Here is a 21,821-nt window from a genome sequence, read left to right as displayed (position 1 = left end):
GCTGTATTCCGGTGCGTCGGGAAGCCTGGTCGACAACGACCAGCTGACCCCAATTCGGAGCCGCCATGAACGCCATCGTCCGCTCGGAGCGCTTCAGCGCAGTCGCACTGCTGACCGCCGCCATCCTCGGGCTCGCTGCGGCGAACAGCCCCCTCGCGAGTGCACTCGCCGCGGCCCTGCACTGGCACCCTCCGCTGGGGGCGCTCGGACTCGATCTCTCGATCGCGCACTGGGTCAGCGACGGCCTCCTCGCAATCTTCTTCCTGCTCGTGGCGATCGAGCTCAAGCATGAGCTCGTTGCCGGCGAGCTTGCGAATGTGCACCGCGCCGCCGTGCCTGCCATCGCGGCCGTCGGCGGCGTCGTCGTTCCGGCTGCCCTCTACCTGGCGCTGACGAATGGCAGCGGTCTCGAGCAGGGCTGGCCGGTTCCGACCGCCACCGACATCGCGTTCGCGCTCGGCATCCTCGCCATCTTCGGCCGGGGGCTTCCGCAGAACCTCCGAGTCTTTCTCCTCGCGCTCGCGGTCCTCGACGACCTGATCGCGATCATCATCATCGCGGTCGTGTTCGCTCACGGAACCGACTTCATCGCGCTCGGCGGCGCTGCGATCGCGCTCGCAGCATTCTGGGTCGTTGCGCGCGTGACCGTGTCGCGCCGTCTCGCACGGTCGATCCGCATCGCCGCGCTCATTGTCCTCGGTGTGGGTGCCTGGTGGCTCGTCTATCAGTCCGGAGTGCACGCAACGATTGCCGGGGTCGCGCTCGGCCTCCTCCTCCCCCGCGACGCGGGGCACCGCGTCTATGAGCGTCTTGACCCGTGGTCGAACGTCGTGGTGCTGCCGGTCTTCGCCTTCGCCGCTGCGACTGTTCCGATCCCGTCGGTGGGGTTGCCCGACCTGTCGCCCGCCTTTTGGGCGATCGTGGTCGCCCTTCCCGTCGGCAAAGTCCTGGGCATCACACTGTTCGGCGGCGTCGCAGGTCGATTCCTCGGCCGGTCGGCGGGCTCTCGGCTCCCGTTCTGGTCGTTGGTCACGGTGGGAACCCTCGGCGGGGTGGGATTCACGGTGTCATTGCTGATGAACGAGCTTGCGTTCACGTCGAACGCGGAGATCGTGGATCAGGGGACGCTCGCCGTGCTCGTCGGGTCGGGCGTGTCCATGATCGCCGGGGCCGGGGCCGTTGCGCTCAGGGCTGCGGCTCAGCGGCGGCAGCCGCTTCCGGCGCCGGAGCTCCGTACACCGCAGTGAGAATCGACTCGACCCATGCGATCAGCGCATCGTCCGGCGGGAACTCGCCGTTCCGTCTCGGCAGCGGGATGCTCGCCGCATTCTGCTGGGCGAACCAGCGCGCACCGGTGAACATGCGCGCGAGCCGCACCTGCTGCGAGTCGGCGAGCTCGCGGCCGGCCACGCGCAGGTTCTGACCCATGACGACGACGTCGGACAGCCCGACCTGCTGCGCCATGCGCCGAAGCCGCGACACGGCGATCAGCGTGCTCACCGGCTGTGGGGGCTCCCCGTATCGGTCGGTGAGCTCGTCGAGCACCAGGTCGATCGCGTTCGGCTGTGCACTCGGTGCCGAAGCCGCTGACAGCTTCTGGTAGGCCTCGAGCCGGAGCCGCTCGGATTCGACGTACTCCTCCGGGATGTGTGCGTCGACTGGGATCTCGAGGCGCAGCTCGGTCTGGCCTTCGGCGACCTCTCCCCGGAATTGGGACACGGCTTCGCCGATCATCCGAAGGTAGAGGTCGAACCCGACCCCGGCGATGTGGCCGGACTGCTCGCCGCCGAGCAGGTTGCCCGCCCCACGGATCTCGAGGTCTTTCAGCGCGACCTGCATGCCCGCGCCGAGCTCGTTGTTCGCTGCGATGGTCTCGAGACGGTCCTGAGCCGTCTCCGACAACGGCTTATCCGCGTCGTAGAGGAAGTAGGCGTAGCCGCGTTCGCGACCTCGGCCGACCCGACCCCGAAGCTGGTGCAGCTGCGACAGCCCGTACTTGTCCGCCCGATCGATGATGAGCGTGTTCGCGTTCGCGATGTCCAGGCCCGTCTCGATGATCGTGGTCGAGACGAGAACGTCGAACCGGCGCTCCCAGAAGTCCACCATCACCTGCTCGAGCGTGCTCTCGGACATCTGCCCGTGCGCGACGGCGATGCGGGCATCCGGGACGATCTCGGCGAGGTGCGCCGCGACACCCTGGATGTCCTTCACACGGTTGTGCACGAAGAAGACCTGTCCTTCGCGCAGCAGCTCCCGCCGGATCGCGGCAGCGATCTGCATGTCGGATCGCGGCCCGACGAACGTGAGGATCGGGTGCCGATCCTCTGGAGGCGTCGCCAGCGTGGACATCTCTCGGATGCCCGTGACCGCCATCTCGAGGGAGCGCGGAATCGGCGTGGCGCTCATGGCGAGCACATCGACGTTCGTCTTCAACTTCTTGAGCTGATCCTTGTGTTCGACGCCGAACCGCTGCTCCTCGTCGATGATGACGAGCCCGAGATCTTTGAACCGGAGGCTCTCCGACAGGATCCGATGCGTCCCGATGACGATGTCGACGGTTCCCTCGGCGAGCCCGGCGATGGTCTCCTTCGACTCCTTCTCGGTCTGGAAGCGACTCAGCGCACGCAGGTGCACGGGGAAGCCCGCGAATCGCTCCTGGAACGTCTCCATGTGCTGTCGGACGAGCAGGGTGGTCGGCACCAGCATCGCCACCTGCTTGCCGTCCTGTACCGCCTTGAATGCGGCGCGAATCGCGACCTCGGTCTTGCCGTAGCCGACGTCGCCGGAAAGGAGCCGGTCCATCGGGATCGGCCGCTCCATGTCACGTTTGATCTCGTCGATCGTGGTGAGCTGGTCGGGAGTCTCCGCGAACGGGAACGCCTCCTCGAGCTCGCGCTGCCACGGTGTGTCCGGGCCGAACGCATGCCCCTTCGATGCCATCCGCGCCGAATACAGCTTCACGAGATCGACGGCGATGTCGCGGACCGCTTTCCGGGCCTTCGATTTCGCGGCCGCCCAGTCCGAGCCTCCCATTTTGGAGAGCGTCGGCGACTCGCCGCCGACGTAGCGGGAGAGCTGGTCGAGCTGATCGGTCGGCACGAAGAGCTTGTCGCCCGGATACCCGCGTTTGGACGGGGCGTACTCGAGCACCAGGTACTCCCGTTGGGACTTCACCGCGTTCCGGCCGCCGGTCGAGACCTCTCGGGAGACGAGCTCGACGAATTTCCCGATGCCGTGTGTCGCATGCACGACGATGTCGCCCGCTTTCAGCTGCAGCGGGTCGACGACGTTTTTGCGTCGGCTCGCCAGCTTGCGCACGGTTCGTGCGCCCTGCTGGGTGGCGCGCCCGTAGAACTCGGCTTCGGAGAGCACGACGAGCTTCGCGTCGGCGAATTGGAATCCGTGCTCGACACTGCCCGTCGTGATCGCGGCGACACCGCGGGCCGGAGGCTCGTCCACCGCTCCGGCGCGCGCGGCCACCCCGGCTTCGGTGAGCACCTGCACGGCACGGTCGACGAGCCCGGTACCGCGCGCGGCGATGACGACCGACCAGCCGTCGGCGACGCGCTCGCGGACGAACTCGACGGCGCCGTCAGCGCTCCCCGCGAATGTCGGCACCGTGTCGGCGGGAATGCGGATGTATTCGCCGGCGTCCTCCACGGCCTCGGAGTCCGAGCGCTGCTCGAGGTCGACGCCGGAGTCGAACGGCGAGACGGTCCACCATGTTCGGCGCCCGCGGGATTGCTTGAGTTGCGGGATCGTCAAGAAGTTGCCCGCGTCGAGATCGATGGGGGTGGCGGCGCCTGCCACCGCCGCCGACCACGCGGCCTGCAGGAACTCCTGGTTCGTCTCGGCCAGGCTGTGTGCTCGGGCCGAGACGCGCTCGGGCGACAGCACCGCAATGGTCGCTGCGTCGGGCAGGTAGGCGGTGATCGGAACGAGGTCGTCGATGAGGGCCGGCGCAAGCGACTCCATGCCCTCGACCGGGATACCCTCGGCGATCTTTGCCAGCATCTGCGAGAGCCCCGGGAACTCGTGCTCCATCTCGCGGGCGCGGGCACGCACGCGCTCGTCGAGGAGGAGCTCGCGCGCGGCCGTGAGCTCGACGGTGCCGACATCGTCGCCCGCAGAACGCTGATCCGCGACAGAGAACTCCTTGATGCCCTCGATCTCGTCGCCGAAGAAGTCGACGCGAACAGGGTGGTCAGCGGTGGGCGGAAACACGTCGAGGATGCCGCCGCGCACCGCGAACTCGCCCCGTCGGCTCACCAGGTCGACCCGAACGTAGGCGAGGTCGACGAGCCGGCCGGCGATCTCCGCGAGGTCGTTGTCACGGCTCTCCGTGGTCAGCCGCAGGGGCGCGAGCGCAGTCAGATTGCCGGCGATCGGCTGCAGCGCGGCGCGAACGCTCGCCACCACGACGAGGGAGGCTCGGCTCGGGTCGTCGGAGGCCGCCCAGTCGGCGAGGGCGCGCAGCGTGCGGATCCGGGTGCCCACCGTCTGCGGGCTGGGGCTCAGGCGCTCGTGCGGCAGTGTCTCCCACGCAGGAAACTCGAGGATCTGCGCGTCTGGGGTCGTGCAGTGCAGCGCGTCTCGGACCGCCTCGGCTTCTCGGCCGGTCGCGGTGATGACGAAGGCGCACTGCGCGTTCTGGCGTTCGCGCAGGAGCGCGGCGATGAGCGGCACTCGGAGTCCGTCGACGACGGAGAAGTCAGCATCACGGGAGGCGGCCCGGCGCGCACGGTCGAACGCATCAGCGCTTGCAAGTGCAGGAATGATGCCCGAGATCGTCACTCCGACCATGGTACCGGGCCGGTCCGACGGTCTGGTCGCGGCGGGTACCGGCGCCGGTCCGGGACACTGGGCGGGGCGCGGCGGGTACCGGGCCGCTCCGACGGTCTGGTCAGCGCAGCTACTCGGGTGCGTGGAAGCGCTGCTGTGCGGATACGAGTCCGTCCGCGACGATCGATCCGACGGCATCTGCTGCGCGATCGACGAGCAGCGGAAGCGCGCGGCGTTCCGTGCTGCTGAAATCGTGGAGGACGAAGTCGGCCGGGTCTTGACGGCCGGGGGGCCGGCCGACGCCGACGCGAACGCGCGTGAAGTCCGGCGTGCCGACGGCTTTGATGATGTCGCGGAGACCGTTGTGACCACCGTGGCCGCCGCCGGACTTCAGGCGCACTACGTCGAACGGAATGTCGAGTTCATCGTGGACGACGATCAGCCTGTCGGGTGCGACGTCGTAGAAGCGGAGCACGGCCGAGACCGGACCGCCGGACGTGTTCATGAACGATCGCGGCTTCGCGAGCACGAGTCGTGGCCCTCCGGGCGAGGTCCGCCCTTCGGCGACCTCGGTCGGGGTTTTGTGCCGACGGAACGACGAGCCCATTCGACGGGCCAGTTCGTCGAGCACCATCTGCCCGACGTTGTGTCGGTTGCCCGCGTAGTCGGGCCCGGGGTTTCCGAGCCCGACCACGACGAACAACGGCTCAGGCATGAGAGCGGCTCGCGCCGACTACTCGGCCGCAGCCTCGTCGGCGGCCGCGGCGCCACCCTCGGCGGTGTCCGCAGCGGTCTCGTCCTCGACGTTGCCGCGGGGGGTCGTGATCGTGACGACGAGCGCCTCGGGGTCGGTCTCGAGCTCAGCACCGGCCGGCAGCGCGATGTCCTTCGCGTGCACCTGCGCGCCGTCTTCGAGGCCTTCGACACTCACAACGATGTGCTCGGGGATCGCGGTGGCCTCGACGAGGAGGGACAGCGAGCTCTCCTCCTGCACGTGGATGGTGCCCGAGAACGACTCGCCCTCGACCACGACCGGGACGTCCACCGTGACCTTCTCGCCGCGGCGCACGACGACGAGGTCGATGTGCTCGATGATCTGGCGCACCGGGTCGCGCTGAACGTCCTTCACGAGGGCGAGCTGCGAGCCGCCCTCGATCGCGAGGTCGATGATGGCGTTCGCGTGCCGCACGATCAGCATCGTCTCGTGGCCCGGCAGCGAGACGTGCTGCGGCTCCGTGCCGTGGCCATAGAGGACAGCGGGAATCTTGTCGGCGGCGCGCAGCTTGCGTGCAGCGCCCTTCCCGAACTTGGTGCGGAGCTCAGCGGAGAGCTTGAAGTTGTCGGCCATGGTGCCTCCTGGTCAGGACGACCGAGGCGACGGTCGTCGGGATGTCTGGTGTGTCAACTCGAGCGCATGACAGCGCGAGGAACGCTCCCGTTGGCCGGGTCTCGCCACTGCGTCGATCACGGCCACGAACGCAGTTCGCAGCCCTCGCCGAAGTCAGTCGATGAGTCTAGCAAACCGCGAACACCGCGCAGACCGATCCGCGCGCCCGCCGTTCCGGCACACTGACCGTCGGACCGGCCGGCTCAGCGCGATCATCCTCGCGCGGCACGGCGGGCGCTCCGCGCACGGTCGAATGCGCTTCGCGCGGCGCGCGCCCGCTCCTCCGCCTCGTCCCGCTGTCGCTCGAGCTCTTCGCGCTCCACGGCAATCTGTCGGAGCGCATCGTCGATGGATGCGAGCGCACCGGCGAGCTCTTCGCGCCGGGCTTCGAGGTCGCGCGTGCGATCATCGGCGTCGTCGAGCGCGGCGTCCGCACGGTCCAGCGTCTCGTCCGCCGCACGGGAGGCGCGCCGCGCGTCGGTCTCCGCGGCACGGAGCGCCACGCTGCTCGATTCGTCGTGACGCTCGCCGGACCCGTCGGCGGGTTGGACCGAACGGGCTGGCGCGTCTCCGCGCGCGCCCGACTTGCGCGGCGGTCGCCCAGCGTGCTCTGGCGTGTCTCCGCGCGCACCCGACGCGCGCGCGGGTCGCCGGACGCGCCCTGGCGGATCGGTTCGCGCCGCAGCCGCTCGCGGCCTCCGGAGCGCGACGACGGGTGCGCCGAGATCAACCGTCGACGGCGCGGCGAGCGCATCCGTCAGATCCACCGGTTCGAATCCCACGGCATCGAGGGGTCGGAGCAGCAGCCCGGAGGCTACGGCGCGACCCGCTCGATCGTCGGCCATTGCGGCACCAACGGTCGTTTCGACGGCCTCGCGCACCGACGCCGACACCGCAACGCCCGCGGCCGACGCGAGTGCCGCACCGCGATCGGCGAGCGCCTCCACCACAGTGCGGCGCTGGACCCGGAGGTCCCTGATGGCGTCGACGTCGGCGCTCGCCTGCGCGGCACGGAGCGCCGGCCCAAGCTCGACCGCGTCCGCAAGCGCTCCGTCTGCGGCAAGCAGGTTGACGATCCACGCGGCGACCGCGGGCTTCCGCACGCGGCCGATGGCCGCGGCGAGCTCGCGATCCGCGCTCCGTGCAGCGCGGGCTCGCTTCGTCCGCTCGGCGATGAACGCGGCTGGCGCCTGCCGCAGGAGTTCGCGGGCGACATCAGCGAGCGCCTGTTCGTCCATGCCTCCGATCCTGCTCCGACGGCCCTCAGCCCGGCAGGCGATCGAGCACGGGGACCTGGCCGGCGACGAGCAGCTCGCGAGCCGCATCCAGCGGCAGCCATCGCGCGTCGTCGATCTCAGGGAACTCGAGCACTCGACCGGACCCGCGCGGGTACTCCATCTGCACCGTGTTGCTGGCGACGAAGGCGAGCGGGGCCTCCCAACAGGCGGCGAACACGTGGACGACCTTGCCCGATGCCTGGCGGATCGTGCCCAGGTCCGTGTAGTCGGTCATCGGGGCGGCGACACCGATCTCCTCCGCGAATTCGCGTCGAGCGGCGGCCAGCGGATCCTCCCCCGGCTCGAGTTCGCCCTTCGGAACGCTCCACGCCCGAGGTCGTCGCTGCCAGAACGGGCCGCCCATGCGCGCGAGGAAGACCTCGAGACCAGCGGGGGTGCGCCTCCAGAGCAGGAGGCCGGCGCTCGTTCGCACGGCAGCCACCGGAGGGCGCTGGTCAGGCGCCGACGAGCGCTGCGTCGACGTCCGCGACGATCGCGTCGGGGGTGCGGCCGATCTCGACGACGACGCCGGACTCGTCGTCGGCCAGGGGCTCAAGCGTCTCCAACTGCGAGTCGAGCAGTGTCGCCGGCATGAACTCGTGATGACGGGTGTGCACCCGTTCGTCGAGGAGTTCGCGCGAGCCCTCGAGGAAGACCGTGAACAGCTCGGGCACCGTGCGGCGAAGGCGGTCGCGATAGGCGCGCTTGAGGCCGGAATTCGCAAGCACGCACCGAGATCCCGTGGCAAGCACCTCGGCCATCCGCTCGGCGCACCGGTCGAGCCACGGCCACCGATCGTCGTCGGTGAGCGGAATGCCGCGGTGCATCTTCTCCTTGTTGGCGGCCGGGTGCAGATCGTCGGCGTCGACGAATTCGGTGCGAACACCGGCTGCGTTCCAATGCTCGGCGAGCGCTTCACCGATCGTCGATTTGCCGGAACCCGAGACGCCCATCACGAGCACAGCGGTCGGAACGGATTGCGGAGCGACGTCGGCCATGCGATCAGCCTACGGAGGATCGGAGCGCGCTGCGTAATAGCCGAGCGCTCGGCGGGTGTGCACCAATAGGTTGGCGGTGCAGCCAGGACAAGAGGAGTCGATGTGGCAGACAACAAGCAGCAGGCGAACATCGGGGTCGTCGGCCTCGCGGTGATGGGCTCGAATCTGGCCCGGAACCTCGCCTCGCGCGACGGCAACACGGTTGCGGTCTACAACCGCACGTACGCCCGCACGCAAGAGCTCATGGACGAGCACGGCGACATGGGCTTCATCGCATCCGAGACGATCGACGACTTCGTGGCCTCACTGTCGAAGCCACGGACCGCGATCATCATGGTGCAGGCCGGGAAGGGCACCGACGCGGTGATCGGCCAGCTCGCGGAGCGCTTCGAAGAGGGCGACATCATCGTGGACGGCGGCAACGCGAACTTCCACGACACGATCCGCAGGGAGCACGAGCTCCGTGAGAAGGGCCTCAACTTCGTCGGCACCGGCATCTCAGGCGGCGAGGAGGGCGCGCTCAAGGGCCCGTCGATCATGCCCGGCGGGTCCGCTGAGGCGTGGGAGACCCTCGGGCCGATCCTGAAGTCGATCGCCGCCGTCGCCGAGGGCGAGCCATGCGTGACGCACATCGGGACGGACGGCGCCGGCCATTTCGTGAAGATGGTGCACAACGGCATCGAATACGCGGACATGCAGCTCATCGCCGAGTCATACGACCTGCTGCGTCGCGTCGGCGGCCACAGCACGGAGGAGCTCGTCAGCATCTTCGAGCGGTGGAACGACGGCGACCTGGAGTCGTACCTGATCGAGATCACCGCGGAGGTCCTGAAGCAGAAGGATGCCGACACCGGCAAGCCGCTCGTCGACGTCATCCGCGACGAGGCCGGTTCGAAGGGCACCGGCGTCTGGACTGTGCAGAACGCGGTCGGACTCGGCATCCCCGTCTCGGGAATCGGCGAAGCGGTGTTCGCGCGCGCCGTCTCCTCGAAGCCCGAGCAGCGTGCCGCCGTGCAGAAGACGGTCACGTCCCGACCGGAGATCCCGTCGGTCCCGGACAGCTTCGAGGACGATGTTCGCGCAGCGCTCTACGCCTCGAAAGTGGTCGCGTACGCGCAGGGCTTCGACCTGATCATCGCGGGCGCGAAGGAATACGACTGGGACATCAACCTGGGCAACGTCGCGAAGATCTGGCGCGGCGGCTGCATCATCCGCGCGCAGTTCCTGAACCGCATCGTCGAGGCGTACGACAAGAACCCGGACCTGCCGTCGCTCCTTGTCGACCCCTACTTCGCGAAGGCGGTCGCGGAGGGCGAGGCGGCCTGGAGGCGCATCGTCGGTATCGCCGCAGCCTCCGGAATTCCTGCGCCCGGCTTCTCGTCGGCGTTGGCGTACTTCGACTCGCTCGCGTCCGACCGGCTTCCCGCGTCGCTCATCCAGGGGCAGCGCGACTTCTTCGGCGCGCACACCTACGGCCGGATCGACAAGCCGGGCACCTTCCACACGATGTGGTCGGAGGACCGTCGCGAGGTCGAGCAGGAGCCGTCGACGCACTGATCAGCAACGCTGATTGCGGCTGGTGCGGCCGCGCCGTCGCATGCGGCGCGGCCACACCGCTGTCGGCACTCCGGCGGCATGGGCCTACGGCGCGGTGGCGACCACGACGGTGCCGTCGACGTCCTCGTGGAACGCGATCTGTGCCTCCAGACCGGCGTCGGTGAAGAGGCGCGCGCTCGCCTCGGCCTGATCGGCGCTCGTCTCGATGACGACGGCGCCGCCGGCGCGGAGCCACACACTGCACGTGGACGCGATGCGAGCGTGCAACGCCAGTCCGTCGTCGCCGCCGTCCAGCGCGCGATGCCGCTCGAAGGCGCGCGCTTCGGCGGGCATCAGGTCGATCGCGGCGGTGGGCACGTAGGGCGCGTTCACCGCGATGACGTCGACTGCATGGCGGAGTCGATCGGGCAGTGCGTCGAACAGGTCGCTCTCGATCGCGATTCCGCGGTCGCCGAGGTTCTCCTGCGCGACGGCGACAGCGTCGGCGTCGATGTCCGCGGCGATGAGCTGCAACGGGCCAAGGCGGCGCAGGAGCGCCGCCCCGATCGCGCCGACGCCGCAGCACAGGTCGACCACGGTGGACCCGGCGGTCGCGCGAGCGGCGGCCTCACGAACGACGGCGACGGTCCGGGCGCGCGGCACGAAGACGCCTGACACGACCCGGAGGCGCAGGTCGTCGAACGCCGCCCATCCGAGGACGTACTCGAGGGGCTCACCACCCAGGCGCCGGTCGATCAGCCTGCGCAGGCGCACCGGATCCGATTCGGCCGCATCGAGCAGGAGGCTCGCCTCCTCTTCGGCGTACACGCACCCGGCTGCCCGGAGACGTGCCGTCAGCGCCGCGTGCGCTGCCGACGAGGTCACGTCAGGCGGCGCCGTCGAACATCGAGGTGACCGACCCGTCGTCGAACACCTCGTGAATGCCGCGCGCGATGAGTGGCGCGATCGGCAGCACCTCGAGCCGGTCCCAGCGCTTGTCGTTCGGCACCGGCAGCGTGTCGGTGACGATCACGCGGTCGATGAACTCGCTCTGCAGCAGCTCGACCGCGGGGTCGGAGAACACGGGGTGCGTTGCCGCGACCACGACGCCCACCGCACCGTTCGCTTTCAGCGCCTCGGCTGCCTTCGCGATCGTGCGACCGGTGTCGATGAGGTCGTCGACGAGCAGGCACCAGCGGCCGCGGACATCGCCGACGATCTCGTGGACCGTCACCTGGTTCGGGATGAGCGGGTCACGACGCTTGTGGATGATCGCAAGCGGCGCACCGAGCTTCTCGGACCAGACGTCTGCGACGCGCACACGACCCATGTCCGGCGACACGACGGTCAGCGTCGACGGGTCGAGGAACTGCTGGAAGCGCTCCAACAAGACCGGCATGGCGAACAGGTGGTCGACGGGGCCGTCGAAGAAGCCCTGGATCTGCGGCGCGTGCAGATCGACGCTCATGATCCGGTTCGCGCCGGCAGCTTTGAACAGGTCCGCGACGAGCCGCGCGGAGATCGGTTCGCGACCGCGACCCTTCTTGTCCTGCCGCGCATACGGATAGAAGGGTGCGACGACGGTGATCCGCTTCGCGGAGGCTCGCTTCAGCGCATCGACGATGATGAGCTGCTCCATGAGCCACTCGTTGATCGGAGCGGTGTGGGACTGGATGACGAACGCGTCGCAGCCTCGAACGGACTCGTCGAATCGGGCGTACAGCTCGCCGTTCGCGAACGTCCGGGCGTCAGTCGGCACGAGCTCGACGCCGAGCTCCTCCGCGATGGCCTCCGACAGCTCGGGGTAGGCGCGCCCCGACACCAGCACGAGTCGCTTCTGGCCATCCGCTTTCAGTCCGGACAATGGTGTGCTCACTCCCTGACCGCTCGGGCCGATGTCGCGGGTGTCATTCGCCACGCGCTCGCCTGGCGGCCTCGGCCGCCGCGGTGCCAGGACGGTGTTCTTCGACCCAACCCTCGGTGATGCGCTGCGGGGCGTAGCTGATCGCGAGCGAGCCGGCGGGCACGTCCTTGCGGACCGTCGTTCCCGCTCCCGTGTACGCCCCGTCGCCAATCCTAACGGGGGCGACGAACACGTTGTGCGAGCCGGTCCGCACATCGGAGCCGACATCCGTTCGGTGTTTGTTCACGCCGTCGTAATTCGCGGTGATCGTGTTCGCGCCGATGTTGGACCGCTCACCGATCTCCGCGTCGCCGATGTACGACAGGTGCGGAACCTTGCTGCCGCGGCCGATCTTCGCGTTCTTCGTCTCGACGTAGGTGCCGATCTTCCCGTCCTCGCCGAGGATGGTTCCGGCGCGCAGGTAGGCGAACGGCCCGACGGAGGCTCGTGCCCCGATCACCGCGAGGGTCGCGTCCGTCCGGGTCACGTGCGCACCGACGCCGACCTCGGTGTCACGGAGGGTCGTGTCCGGGCCGACGACGGCCTCCGCCTCGATCGCGGTGGCGCCCTCCAACTGGGTGTTCGGGAGGATGCGGGCGTCGGGCTCGATGGTGACGTCGAGATCGATCCACGTCGTCGCGGGGTCGACGACCGTCACGCCGGCGAGCTGGTGGCGGCGGACGATGCGTGCGTTGAGCTCCCGCCCGACGGCGGCGAGCTGTGCGCGGTCGTTGATCCCGGCGACGAGCCAGGGGTCATCCAGGCGCAGCACGTCGATCCGGCCGCCGCGCTCGGCGATGAGCGGCGGCGCATCCGTGAGGTATTTCTCGCCCTGGGCGTTCGCCGTTCCGATGATCGGGAGCACCGAGCGCAGGTGCGCGACGTCGAACGCATACACGCCTGCGTTCACCTCGGAGATGGTGCGCTGCGTGTCGTCGGCGTCTTTGTGCTCGACGACGCTCTGGAATGCACCCGCGTCATCGCGAACGACGCGGCCGAGTCCGTGCGGGTCGTCGGCGATCGCGCTGATGAGGGTCGCGCCGTTCCCACCCTGCAGGTGCGCGTCCACGAGCTGTCGGAGGCTCTCGGCGTCGAGGAGCGGCACATCGCCGGACAGCACCACCACGACGCCGTCGAATGTTGCGGGGAGCGCGGCGACCGCGACCTCGACCGCGCGGCCGGTTCCGGGGATCTCGTCCTGGTCGACGACGAGCGCGTCCGTCATGCGCTCCGCGACCTCTGCCGCGACACGGTCGCGGTCGTGGCGGACGACCACCGCGACATGGGCGGGATCGATCGACTCCGCTGTCCGGAGCACGTGGCCGATGAGCGGCAGACCCGCCAACGGATGCAGCACTTTCGGCAGCGACGATTTCATGCGAGTGCCCTGCCCGGCGGCGAGGACGACGACGGCGATCCGCTGGTCGGTCATTCCCCTATCCTGGCGCACCCGGCCTGGTCACGTCCTCCCCCCGCGCGGGGCAACCCGTCGGCGATGCCGCGTCGGCGCGCACGAACGCCATCAGCACGAGCCCCGCGAGCAGGACGACGACAATGCCGAGGATCCCGAACCGCGTCGACCCGCCGAGCGTCACGGCGAGACCGAACAGCGCGGGCGCGAGGAAGCTCGCGGCCTTGCCGGTCGTCGCGTACAGGCCGAACAGCTCCCCTTCTCGCCCGGGGGTCGCGAGCCGTGCAAGGTAGGCGCGCGACGACGCCTGCACCGGCCCGACGAACACGGTGAGCGCGAGCCCGAGGATCCAGAAGCCGACCTGCGCGGTCCCGATGAACAGCACACCGGTGCCGGATGCGCACAGCCCGATGAGCGCGGCCACGATGAGCGCCCGTGACCCGAACCGATCGTCGAGACGTCCGGCGAACACGGTGGAGATTCCCGCGACGATGTTCGCGGCGATTGCGAACAGGATCACCTCGGACGACGAGAACCCGAACACCTGGGCAGCGATGATCGCGCCGAATGTGAACACGGCGGCAAGACCGTCCCGGAAGATCGCGCTCGCGATGAGGAACACGAGCACGTTCCGCCGAGACCGCCACAGGCGGCCGATATCCCGCCCGAGGTCCGCGTAGGCACCGAACAGGGACCCTGCTGCGCCCGTGGGTCGCGCCTCCGGGATGGTGACGAACAGGGGAACGGAGAACGCCGCAAGCCAGACCGCGGCGATCCCGATCGCGACGCGGATGTCCCACGACCCCCCGGCCACGGTGGCCGGCAGATGCAGGAGACCGGCGTGCGTGGAATCGGCGCCAAAGGACTGGATGCACGTGACCAGCAGCACGATCAGCAGGACGATTCCGCCGAAATACCCCGCCGCCCAACCGATCCCGGACACGCGACCGGTTCGTCCTGGCAGCGCGACCTGCGCCAGCATGGCGTTGTAGCCGACGCTCGCGATCTCGAATGCGACAGTCCCTGCGGCGAGGAGAGCCGCCCCGAGGACGAGAAATCCGGGCGCCGGCGCAACGAGCGTCATGCACGCGATGACGATCGCGACCGCGGTGGTGGCGACCAGAACGGAACGCTTGCGATACCCGGAGGCGTCGGCGAGCCTCCCGACCGCGGGTGCAAGCAGCGCAACGATCACCCCGGCGATCGTGAGCGCGATCGACACGACGGTCGCGTTGTGCGCCAGGGCACGATCGACTGCGCTGACCGCCGCGGCCGAGGGCGACGATCCGGAGGCACGGGCGACCACCGCAGGATCGACGAAGGCTCGGCTCGCCAAATAGGCGCTGAAGACAAAGGTCGTGACGACCGCGTTGAAGGCAGCGCTCCCCCAGTCCCACGACGCCCATGCGAGCAGTCCGCGCCGGTCGGCCCGCATGGGCTGTTCGACGGCGTCCGGCGCGCCCACGAGATCGACCATGGCCGAACGGTACTGGATGCGGGTGACGGACGGGCGAACGGCTGCCACTTCGTGATTCGGCTCAACCGAAACATGTCCGGCGTCGCGCCAGAACACTGTGGTCGAGGTCGACGCAGCAGTCGGGGCACCCGGCGCAGCAGCAGCCGAGACACCCGACGCCGCAGGACCGCCACAAGGAGAGCGCAATGACGAGCAACATCACCGTCCGCCACGCATCGTCGCGTGTCCCTGCAGGGAGCGCCGCGTGAGTGTCCTGAGCGGCGGTGTCCTCACGCAGCGGCCGATGCGGATGCCCGGAGCGCGCGGACCCCTGGGGGCAGCGCTCGAGCGCACGCTTGCCCATGCCCCCGAGCCGGACGGATGGGCAACCGACCTCGTCGCGCACGCGGCCGATGCAGTGGCGGCCGCAACCGACCCGATCCGCGATGACGACCTCCAGGGTTCGCTGTTCACGATGTACGCGTTGCAGTACGGCGGCATCGACGGCGTCGACGACGACTGGGAATGGCAGCCGAGCCTCCTCGCCGCTCGCGCCGTTCTCGAGCGCGGCTTCGAGACGGCGCTCCGCGCTGCGGTCGCGATCCCCGAGACTCTGGCCCCGCACGCCGATGCCGTCGCGGAGTGCCTGTTCGCGGTGACTAGCGCCGACTCGGGGCCGAGCCTGTCCCGCTTCGTCGCCCGGAAGGCGTCCCGCACGCAGCTCGACGAGTTCCTGATCCACCGCAGCATCTACACGCTGCAGGAGGCGGATCCGCACAGTTGGGCGATCCCGCGACTCACTGGACGCGCCAAAGCGGCGCTCGTCGAGATCCAGTCCGACGAATACGGCGCGGGGCGACCGAGCCGCATGCACTCCGCGATCTTCGCGCGCACCGTGCGCGCGGCCGGTCTGGACGATGCGTGGGGCGCCTACGCCGATGAGGTGCCGGCGATCACGCTGGCATCGCTCAACATGATGACGATGTTCGGACTGCACCGGAGGCTGCGGGGCGCGATCGTCGGACATCTCGCGGCGTTCGAGATGACCTCATCGATCCCGAACAAGCTGTACGGCGACGGTTTCCGGAGGCACGGCTTCGACGCCGACGCCACCTGGTACTTCGACGAGCACGTCGAAGCGGATGCCGTGCACGAGCAGATCGCCGGACGCGACCTCGCGGGCGGCCTGGTGGAGGCGGAGCCCGCGCTCCTGCCGGACGTCCTGTTCGGCGCGGCCGCGTGCCTCACCGTCGACGGCTGGGTCGGACAGCACATGCTCGACTGCTGGGACCACGGCGTCTCGTCGTTGCGCGCGTCGAACGCGTCGCAGTCCCGGGCTCTGTCCAACAGGGACGCACCTGCTGCCGCATTCGCAGGTGAACCACGATGACGCCCCGTGAGGATCTCGACGGATACGAGTCGAACGCGTCCAGAGCGCCACGCGTTCGTTCGGAGCCGGAGGTCGAGATCGTCGCGTGCCCGGACGGCCCATTCCTCGTGCGCGGCACGGTCCAGATCGTGACGCCCGAAGGGGAGCCGCTCCCACGGCGCCGCCGGACCGTCGCGCTCTGCCGCTGCGGCAAGTCGATGCTGAAGCCGTACTGCGACGGCACCCACAAGATCATCGGCTTCCGAACCGAACCCGAGGAACCTGCAGGCCCTGAGCGCCCCGACTGACCGAGCACCGCGCTTCCCGGCGTCTGGCGAGTGTTCACCGCTCCGACCGCGCGCCCGCTCGCCTCGAGTGAGGCGCGCGGCGCGACCGGCGGAGGCCTCTTCGCTGGCGTGTCAGCCGAGCACGGCGCGCAGGAACGCGTTCCGGAATCGGCCACCGCGGTCCTTTTCGTCGGCGAGCGCCGCGAACGCTTCGAGCCGCGGGAACACGGCGTGCATGCGTTCCGGGGTCATGGAGCTCACCTTGCCCCAGTGCGGCCGCGCGTCGAACGGCGCCAACGCATCGTCGATGAGGGGCAGCACTGCGGCGACGGCTGCGTCGTCGCGGTGGAACGTGAAGTGCATCGCGACCGAGTCGCGTTCCGAGCTCGGCGCGAGCCATGCGGTGTCCGCCGCGATCCGGCGGATCTCCGACACGTACAGCACCGGAGCGAGCTCGGCGCCGATCGCCCGGAGGTTCGCGATCGCGTCCACCGCATCGGCTGCCGGCAGCAGGTATTCGCACTGGATCTCGGCGCCCGCGGACGGCGTGAACGCCGACCGGAAGTGCGGCAGCCGCTCGTGCCACGGCCCCGGGCGGCCCTGCTGCTCGGTGACGCCCGCCACATCGGAGCCGGGCACCGGGTGGATCGCCTCGACGCCGGCAACCGCGCCGAGGGCGGCGAGATCGACGGTCGGGTCGTCGCGGTCGGTACGCCGTTTCGTCCAGATCTGACGGATGCCGTCATCGCCGAACCCGGTGAACATGCTCACCGAGTACCCGGCGGACATGATCTCCTCGAAGCGCTCCTCGACGACATCCCAGCCGAGCCCGGTGTGCACGGTCTGCGCGACCTCGAACCGCGGTTCGATCGCTAAGTGCAGTGCGGTGATGACGCCGAGCGCGCCGATGCCGACCCGATGCGCGTCGAGCGAGGGGTCGTCGGCCCCGACAGCCTCGATGTCGCCGGACGCGCGGACGATCTCGACGCCGACGACGGACTGCGCCAGCGAGGGATTGCGGACGCCCGATCCGTGAGTTCCGGTGGAGACAGCGCCCGCGACGGAGATGTGCGGCAGCGACGCCATATTGGCGAGCGCCCACCCCTTCGCGTCGAGTTCAGCGGCAGCCTGGGCGTGCGTCAGACCCGCCGCAACTCGTGCGACACGCTTCGACTCGTCGATCTCGACGAACGCGGGCATCGCGCCGAGCGTCACCTGCACGCCGTCGGTGTCGGCGACGCGGTTGAACGAGTGCCGCGACCCAAGGGCGGTGACCTTGTCGTTGCTCGTCACCGCGCGCTGCAACTCGTCGACCGAGGTAGGCGCGATCACGGCGGAGGCTGCGTAGTGGATGTTGCCGGCCCAGTTCGTTCCGGCCGGGGTGGTGTCGTCGTCGCTCACGGGTTCGATCCTGCCCTATGCCGCCGTCAGAAGCCGCGATCGAGCCGGTGCCACGTCTGCTGCACGCGGACCTGGTCGCGGAACGCGCGGGTCGTCGTGTGCTCGTCGATGACGAGGAATTCGGTCCCCGCCATCGTCGCGAACGCCTCGACGACGTCGAGGCCAACCGCGGTCGTCATGACGGTGTGATGGGCGGCGCCGGCTGTGAGCCATGCCTCCGCCGCGACGGGGAACGACGGCCGCGGCTCCCAGACCGCACGGCCGACGGGCAGCTTGGGCAGCGCCTCCGTGGGCGGCACGACGTCGACGACGTTTGCCGTGAGGCGGAATCCGTCGCGGGTGTCGGAGAGCGCGACGACAACAGCCTCCCCGGCGTCCGCGGTGAACACGAGCCGGACGGGGTCGTCCTTGCCGCCGATGCCGAGGGGGTGGATCTCGAGCGTCGGTGTCGCGCTCGTCAGCGTCGGCGACACCTCGAGCATGTGGGCGCCGAGGATCTTCTCCTCCCCCGGCGTCAGGTCGTAGGTGTAGTCCTCCATGAGGGAGGCGCCCCCCGGCAGCCCAGCGCCGGCGACGTTCATCGCACGCACGAGCACGGCGGTCTTCCAGTCGCCCTCCGCGCCGAAGCCGTATCCGTCGGCCATGAGACGCTGCACGGCGAGTCCGGGGAGCTGCTTCAGTGCGCCGAGGTCCTCGAAGTTCGTGGTGAACGCGCCGAACCCGCCCTGCTCGAGGAATCCGCGGAGTCCGAGCTCGATCGCCGCGCCGTCGCGGAGCGACTGGTGACGCTCGCCGCCGGTCCGCAGCTCGGGGACGACGTCGTACTCGTCCTCGTAGGTGGCGACGAGCGTGTCGATCGCGGCGCCGTCGACCGCGGCGACGGCCTCCGCCAGTTCGTTGACCGCCCAGGTGTTCACCTGCACGCCGAGCGCGATCTCCGCTTCGGTCTTGTCGCCCTCGGTGACGGCGACGTACCGCATGTTGTCGCCGAAGCGGGCGAGCTTGAGCGAACGGACGGCGGCCCATCCCGCCGCGGCTCGCATCCACGCGGACACCTCGCGAACGACGCGGGGGTCGGACACGTGTCCGATCGCGGTCGCGTGCCGAACGCCCATGCGAGCGAGTGCGTAGCCGAACTCGCGGTCGCCGTGCGCGGCCTGGTTGAGGTTCATGAAGTCGAAGTCGATCTCCGACCACGGCAGCGCGACGTTCGCCTGCGTGTGCAGGTGCAGGAGCGGCTTAGTGAGTGCGGAGAGTCCGCCGATCCACATCTTCGCGGGGCTGAACGTGTGCATCCACGTGGTGACGCCGATGACCCGGTCGTCGGCCGACGCGTCGATCAGCGCGCGGCGGATGCCGTCGGCGTCGGTGAGGACCGGCTTCCAGACCAGCTTGACCGGCACTTCGGGAGCGAGCGCGGCGTGCACGGCCTGGCTCTGCTCGGCGACCTGGCGCAGCGTCTCCTCGCCGTAGAGCCCTTGCGAGCCGGTGAGGAACCAGACCTCGTATTCGTCGAGGGGGTTGGTGGTGATGGCGGTCACTGCAGTGCTCCTGACGGGGTCTGTCCGTAGACGTTCTGGTAGCGGTCGAAAAGTCGGTCGACGTTCTCGGCGCTGATCGGGATCGGTTCGCCGAGCTGTCGGCTGATGTGCACGGTGCGGGCGACGTCTTCGGCCATCACGGCTGCCTTGACGGCGTCACGACCGTCCTTCCCGATCGTGAACACGCCGTGGTTCTGCATGAGCACGGCGCGGGAGCGGTGTCCGGTCAGCGTCTCGACGATGCCGCGGCCGATCGAGTCGTCGCCGATGATCGCGAACGGGCCGATGGGGATCGGACCGCCGAACTCGTCCGCCATGGCGGTGAGGACGCACGGCACCTCCTCGCCGCGCGCCGCCCACGCGGTGGCGTAGGTGGAGTGCGTGTGGACGACGCCGCCGACGGAGGGCATCGTGCGATAGACGTAGGCTGCGGCCGCGGTGTCCGAGGACGGTCCGTGCGTGTTGTCCCATCCGTCCGCGGGCACGCCGTCGAGCGTGCAGACGACCTGGTTCTCGGGGGTCAGCTCGTCCGTGGTGACGCCGGACGGCTTGATGACGAACAGTTCGGTGCCGGGAACACGCTCCGAGACGTTCCCGCCGGTCCAGACGACGAGCCCGTAGCGGACCAGCTCGTGGTGCAGGGCGGCGACGCGCTCGCGGGTGGCGCGCACCGCCTCCCGGATGTCGGTGTCGGATGTCATTCGGGGTCGGCTCCTTCATTCGTTGCGGAGGCGTGGGCCTGTTGGTCGGCGTCGGCTGCGGTCGTCGGCGTAGCTGCGACGGCGAGCTGCTGGATGGGCAGGGCGTGCCGGTAGCGCTCCAGGAACCGGAGGAATCCGGCTCGGTCGGCGGCATCCGGTTCGACGCTTGTCGGGGACGATCCGGAGAACACGGTGTCGGTGAGGAAATCCGCGAGCGGCGTGTCCGCGGCATCGAGGTAGGCGGCGAGCACGGCGATGCCCCATGCGCCGCCCTCGCTCGCGGTGTCGGCGATCGCGATCGGCGTGTCGAGGGCTGCGGCGAGCAACCGTTGCGGCGCGCCCTGCGTCCGGAACACCCCGCCGTGCGCGAACAGCGTGTCGACGGCGACCTGCTCGTCGCCGAGCACCTCCATGCCGAGGCTGAGCGCCGCGAACGCGCCGAACACCTGCGCGCGGATGAGGTTGCCGAGGGTTAGTCGGGCTTCCGGCCCGCGGAGCACCAGGGGGCGTCCGTCGTCGAGTCCTGCGACGGGCTCGCCCGAGAGGAAGTTCGTGGCGATGAGGCCACCGGCGTCTGGCTCGGCGTCGAGGGCAGCGGCCAGCAGGGTCGCGTAGATCGCATCGGCGTCCATCGCTCCGGACCGCGCTGTGTCCGATCCGGAGGCGGTGGCTCGGATCGCCGCGTCGGCGAATGCCCCGAAGACCCCCGCCCAGGACGCGAGCTCAGTGGCCCCGTTGTTGCAGTGCACCATCGCGACCGCGTCGCCGGCCGGCGTCGTGACGATGTCGAGTTCTGGGTGCGGTCGGCTCAGCGAGCGTTCGAGCACGACCATCGCGAAGATGCTCGTCCCGACGCTGACGTTTCCGGTTCGAGGTGCGATCGCGTTCGTCGCGATCATGCCCGTACCGGCGTCACCCTCGGGTGGGCAGAGTGGCGCGCCGGGTTGCAGCGATCCGGAGGGGTCGAGGAGGCGGGCTCCTGTGGCGGACAGCACCCCGGCCTCCTGACCGGCCTGCAGGACATCAGGGAGGAGACCGCGGAGATCGATCGCGGGCGCATGGTCGGCGACCAGCGCCTGCGCGATGTCGAGCATGCGTGCGTCGTAGTCGCGGGTCGTCGGGTCGATCGGGAACACCCCGGAGGCGTCCCCGACGCCGAGCACGTGGCGTCCGGTGAGCCGGCGGTGCACGTATCCCGCGAGGGTGGTGATGGCAGCGAGTTCGGCGAGGTGCGGCTCGTCGTCGAGCACTGCCTGGTACAGATGCGCGATCGACCATCGCAGCGGGATCGCGAAGTCGAGGGCCTTGCTGAGGGCGGTTGCGGCCGGGCCGGTGGAGGTGTTGCGCCAGGTGCGGAACGGCACGAGCAGCTCGCCGTCGGCGTCGAGTGCGAGGTAGCCGTGCATCATCGCGGACACACCGATGGCTTGGTATGCAGTGGGTGTGATGTCGTACTGCGCGCGGACATCTGCGACGAGTGCCGCGTAGGCGTCCTGCATGCCGGACCAGATGGCGTCGTCCGCGTAGGTCCAGCGACCGTCGACGAGGTCGTTCTCCCAGTCGTGGGATCCGGAAGCGATGACACGGAACTCGGCATCGATGAGGCACGCCTTGATGCGCGTCGATCCGAACTCGATGCCGAGCGTCGCGCGGCCGTCGGCGATCAGCCGACCGGGGTCGGAAGCGGCAGCGGCCTCGGTGCGCATAGGACTCCTTCGTCGAGCTTGCTCCCTCACGACGATCCCACGTGAGCGCTCACTTTGCAACTGGCG

18 protein-coding genes are annotated in these 21,821 nt (G+C 69.5%); 4 read left to right on the top strand and 14 right to left on the bottom strand.

Annotated features, from left to right (window positions below; all coding sequences use genetic code 11):
- The first annotated feature begins 65 nt into the window (after positions 1–65).
- On the top strand, positions 66–1,247 hold the full coding sequence (nhaA, locus tag CAM01S_RS01130; RefSeq protein ID WP_066514971.1) for a Na+/H+ antiporter NhaA: 1,182 nt from the start codon (positions 66–68) through the stop codon (positions 1,245–1,247).
- Here the strand turns inward: nhaA and mfd are convergent.
- From mfd to CAM01S_RS01100, 6 genes are all read right to left on the bottom strand, one after another.
- Entirely contained in the window at positions 1,186–4,794 is a 3,609-nt protein-coding gene (gene mfd, locus CAM01S_RS01125) for a transcription-repair coupling factor (protein ID WP_066516627.1), read from the bottom strand. The two genes, nhaA and mfd, sit on opposite strands and share 62 nt — an antisense overlap.
- Before the next feature lie 118 nt (positions 4,795–4,912).
- The gene (gene pth / locus CAM01S_RS01120) at positions 4,913–5,497 is read right to left on the bottom strand and encodes an aminoacyl-tRNA hydrolase (protein WP_066514962.1); all 585 of its coding nucleotides are present in this window, start codon (positions 5,495–5,497) and stop codon (positions 4,913–4,915) included.
- Between the two features lie 18 nt (positions 5,498–5,515).
- Positions 5,516–6,130: a 50S ribosomal protein L25/general stress protein Ctc gene (locus CAM01S_RS01115; RefSeq protein WP_066514960.1), complete on the bottom strand. Its 615-nt coding sequence runs from the start codon at positions 6,128–6,130 to the stop codon at positions 5,516–5,518.
- A 251-nt stretch (positions 6,131–6,381) separates the two neighbouring features.
- Positions 6,382–7,407: a hypothetical protein gene (locus tag CAM01S_RS01110; RefSeq protein WP_066514958.1), complete on the bottom strand. Its 1,026-nt coding sequence runs from the start codon at positions 7,405–7,407 to the stop codon at positions 6,382–6,384.
- A 25-nt stretch (positions 7,408–7,432) separates the two neighbouring features.
- Entirely contained in the window at positions 7,433–7,879 is a 447-nt protein-coding gene (locus tag CAM01S_RS01105) for an NUDIX hydrolase (protein WP_066516623.1), read from the bottom strand.
- A gap of 22 nt (positions 7,880–7,901) precedes the next feature.
- Complete coding sequence (locus CAM01S_RS01100; protein ID WP_245631495.1) at positions 7,902–8,444, bottom strand: gluconokinase; 543 nt, start codon at positions 8,442–8,444, stop codon at positions 7,902–7,904.
- A gap of 102 nt (positions 8,445–8,546) precedes the next feature.
- On the opposite strand from CAM01S_RS01100, the gene gnd reads away from it, so the two are divergent.
- On the top strand, positions 8,547–10,001 hold the full coding sequence (gene gnd / locus CAM01S_RS01095; RefSeq protein WP_083527610.1) for an NADP-dependent phosphogluconate dehydrogenase: 1,455 nt from the start codon (positions 8,547–8,549) through the stop codon (positions 9,999–10,001).
- 84 nt (positions 10,002–10,085) lie between these two features.
- On the opposite strand, the gene CAM01S_RS01090 is transcribed toward gnd, so the two are convergent.
- Genes CAM01S_RS01090 through CAM01S_RS01075 form a run of 4 tightly spaced genes read right to left on the bottom strand, consistent with a single transcriptional unit; the run spans position 10,086 to position 14,771 of the window.
- Positions 10,086–10,865 carry a putative protein N(5)-glutamine methyltransferase gene (locus tag CAM01S_RS01090; protein ID WP_066514945.1) on the bottom strand — a complete coding sequence of 260 codons (780 nt, stop codon included), beginning with the start codon at positions 10,863–10,865 and terminating at the stop codon, positions 10,086–10,088.
- Position 10,866: 1 nt separating this feature from the next.
- Positions 10,867–11,844, bottom strand: coding sequence for a ribose-phosphate diphosphokinase (locus CAM01S_RS01085; RefSeq protein ID WP_066516621.1), 978 nt, complete (start codon positions 11,842–11,844; stop codon positions 10,867–10,869).
- A gap of 43 nt (positions 11,845–11,887) precedes the next feature.
- Complete coding sequence (gene glmU, locus CAM01S_RS01080) at positions 11,888–13,315, bottom strand: bifunctional UDP-N-acetylglucosamine diphosphorylase/glucosamine-1-phosphate N-acetyltransferase GlmU (RefSeq protein WP_066514942.1); 1,428 nt, start codon at positions 13,313–13,315, stop codon at positions 11,888–11,890.
- Positions 13,316–13,319: 4 nt separating this feature from the next.
- A complete protein-coding gene (locus CAM01S_RS01075) occupies positions 13,320–14,771 on the bottom strand; it encodes an MFS transporter (RefSeq protein ID WP_066516616.1) in 1,452 nt (483 codons plus the stop codon).
- A gap of 283 nt (positions 14,772–15,054) precedes the next feature.
- On the opposite strand from CAM01S_RS01075, the gene CAM01S_RS01070 reads away from it, so the two are divergent.
- Both CAM01S_RS01070 and CAM01S_RS01065 read left to right on the top strand, forming a co-directional pair.
- Positions 15,055–16,140 carry an iron-containing redox enzyme family protein gene (locus CAM01S_RS01070; protein ID WP_066516611.1) on the top strand — a complete coding sequence of 362 codons (1,086 nt, stop codon included), beginning with the start codon at positions 15,055–15,057 and terminating at the stop codon, positions 16,138–16,140.
- Positions 16,137–16,427, top strand: a complete 291-nt coding sequence (locus CAM01S_RS01065; protein WP_083527609.1) for a CDGSH iron-sulfur domain-containing protein — start codon at positions 16,137–16,139, stop codon at positions 16,425–16,427. Before CAM01S_RS01070 ends, CAM01S_RS01065 begins: the two co-directional genes overlap by 4 nt.
- Before the next feature lie 111 nt (positions 16,428–16,538).
- Here CAM01S_RS01065 and CAM01S_RS01060 read toward each other — a convergent pair whose 3' ends face one another.
- From CAM01S_RS01060 to CAM01S_RS01045, 4 genes are read right to left on the bottom strand one after another with little or no spacing between them, the layout of a single operon-like run.
- Complete coding sequence (locus CAM01S_RS01060) at positions 16,539–17,807, bottom strand: FAD-binding protein (RefSeq protein ID WP_066514939.1); 1,269 nt, start codon at positions 17,805–17,807, stop codon at positions 16,539–16,541.
- A gap of 26 nt (positions 17,808–17,833) precedes the next feature.
- Positions 17,834–19,339: an L-arabinose isomerase gene (gene araA / locus CAM01S_RS01055; protein WP_066516605.1), complete on the bottom strand. Its 1,506-nt coding sequence runs from the start codon at positions 19,337–19,339 to the stop codon at positions 17,834–17,836.
- 5 nt (positions 19,340–19,344) lie between these two features.
- Positions 19,345–20,049, bottom strand: coding sequence for an L-ribulose-5-phosphate 4-epimerase (locus CAM01S_RS01050; RefSeq protein WP_066514930.1), 705 nt, complete (start codon positions 20,047–20,049; stop codon positions 19,345–19,347).
- Positions 20,046–21,755: a xylulokinase gene (locus CAM01S_RS01045; RefSeq protein ID WP_066514928.1), complete on the bottom strand. Its 1,710-nt coding sequence runs from the start codon at positions 21,753–21,755 to the stop codon at positions 20,046–20,048. The genes CAM01S_RS01050 and CAM01S_RS01045 overlap by 4 nt, the downstream gene beginning before the upstream one ends.
- Positions 21,756–21,821: the final 66 nt, after the last annotated feature.

Origin of the sequence: Curtobacterium ammoniigenes NBRC 101786, assembly GCF_001571045.1 — a bacterium.
GTDB lineage: Bacteria > Actinomycetota > Actinomycetes > Actinomycetales > Microbacteriaceae > Curtobacterium > Curtobacterium ammoniigenes.
The sequence above is the reverse complement of the archived record's forward strand: the minus strand, read 5'-3'. Positions and strand labels throughout refer to the sequence as shown.

What these genes read in the sequence shown, in the direction of transcription:
- CAM01S_RS01110 (WP_066514958.1), bottom strand. Translation starts at nt 7,407, where the DNA reads ATGGACGAACAGGCGCTCGCTGATGTCGCCCGCGAACTCCTGCGGCAG.
- CAM01S_RS01100 (WP_245631495.1), bottom strand. Translation starts at nt 8,444, where the DNA reads ATGGCCGACGTCGCTCCGCAATCCGTTCCGACCGCTGTGCTCGTGATG.
- CAM01S_RS01075 (WP_066516616.1), bottom strand. Translation starts at nt 14,771, where the DNA reads ATGGTCGATCTCGTGGGCGCGCCGGACGCCGTCGAACAGCCCATGCGG.
- glmU (WP_066514942.1), bottom strand. Translation starts at nt 13,315, where the DNA reads ATGACCGACCAGCGGATCGCCGTCGTCGTCCTCGCCGCCGGGCAGGGC.
- nhaA (WP_066514971.1), top strand. Translation starts at nt 66, where the DNA reads ATGAACGCCATCGTCCGCTCGGAGCGCTTCAGCGCAGTCGCACTGCTG.
- CAM01S_RS01070 (WP_066516611.1), top strand. Translation starts at nt 15,055, where the DNA reads ATGCGGATGCCCGGAGCGCGCGGACCCCTGGGGGCAGCGCTCGAGCGC.
- CAM01S_RS01115 (WP_066514960.1), bottom strand. Translation starts at nt 6,130, where the DNA reads ATGGCCGACAACTTCAAGCTCTCCGCTGAGCTCCGCACCAAGTTCGGG.
- pth (WP_066514962.1), bottom strand. Translation starts at nt 5,497, where the DNA reads ATGCCTGAGCCGTTGTTCGTCGTGGTCGGGCTCGGAAACCCCGGGCCC.
- CAM01S_RS01045 (WP_066514928.1), bottom strand. Translation starts at nt 21,755, where the DNA reads ATGCGCACCGAGGCCGCTGCCGCTTCCGACCCCGGTCGGCTGATCGCC.
- CAM01S_RS01065 (WP_083527609.1), top strand. Translation starts at nt 16,137, where the DNA reads ATGACGCCCCGTGAGGATCTCGACGGATACGAGTCGAACGCGTCCAGA.
- CAM01S_RS01050 (WP_066514930.1), bottom strand. Translation starts at nt 20,049, where the DNA reads ATGACATCCGACACCGACATCCGGGAGGCGGTGCGCGCCACCCGCGAG.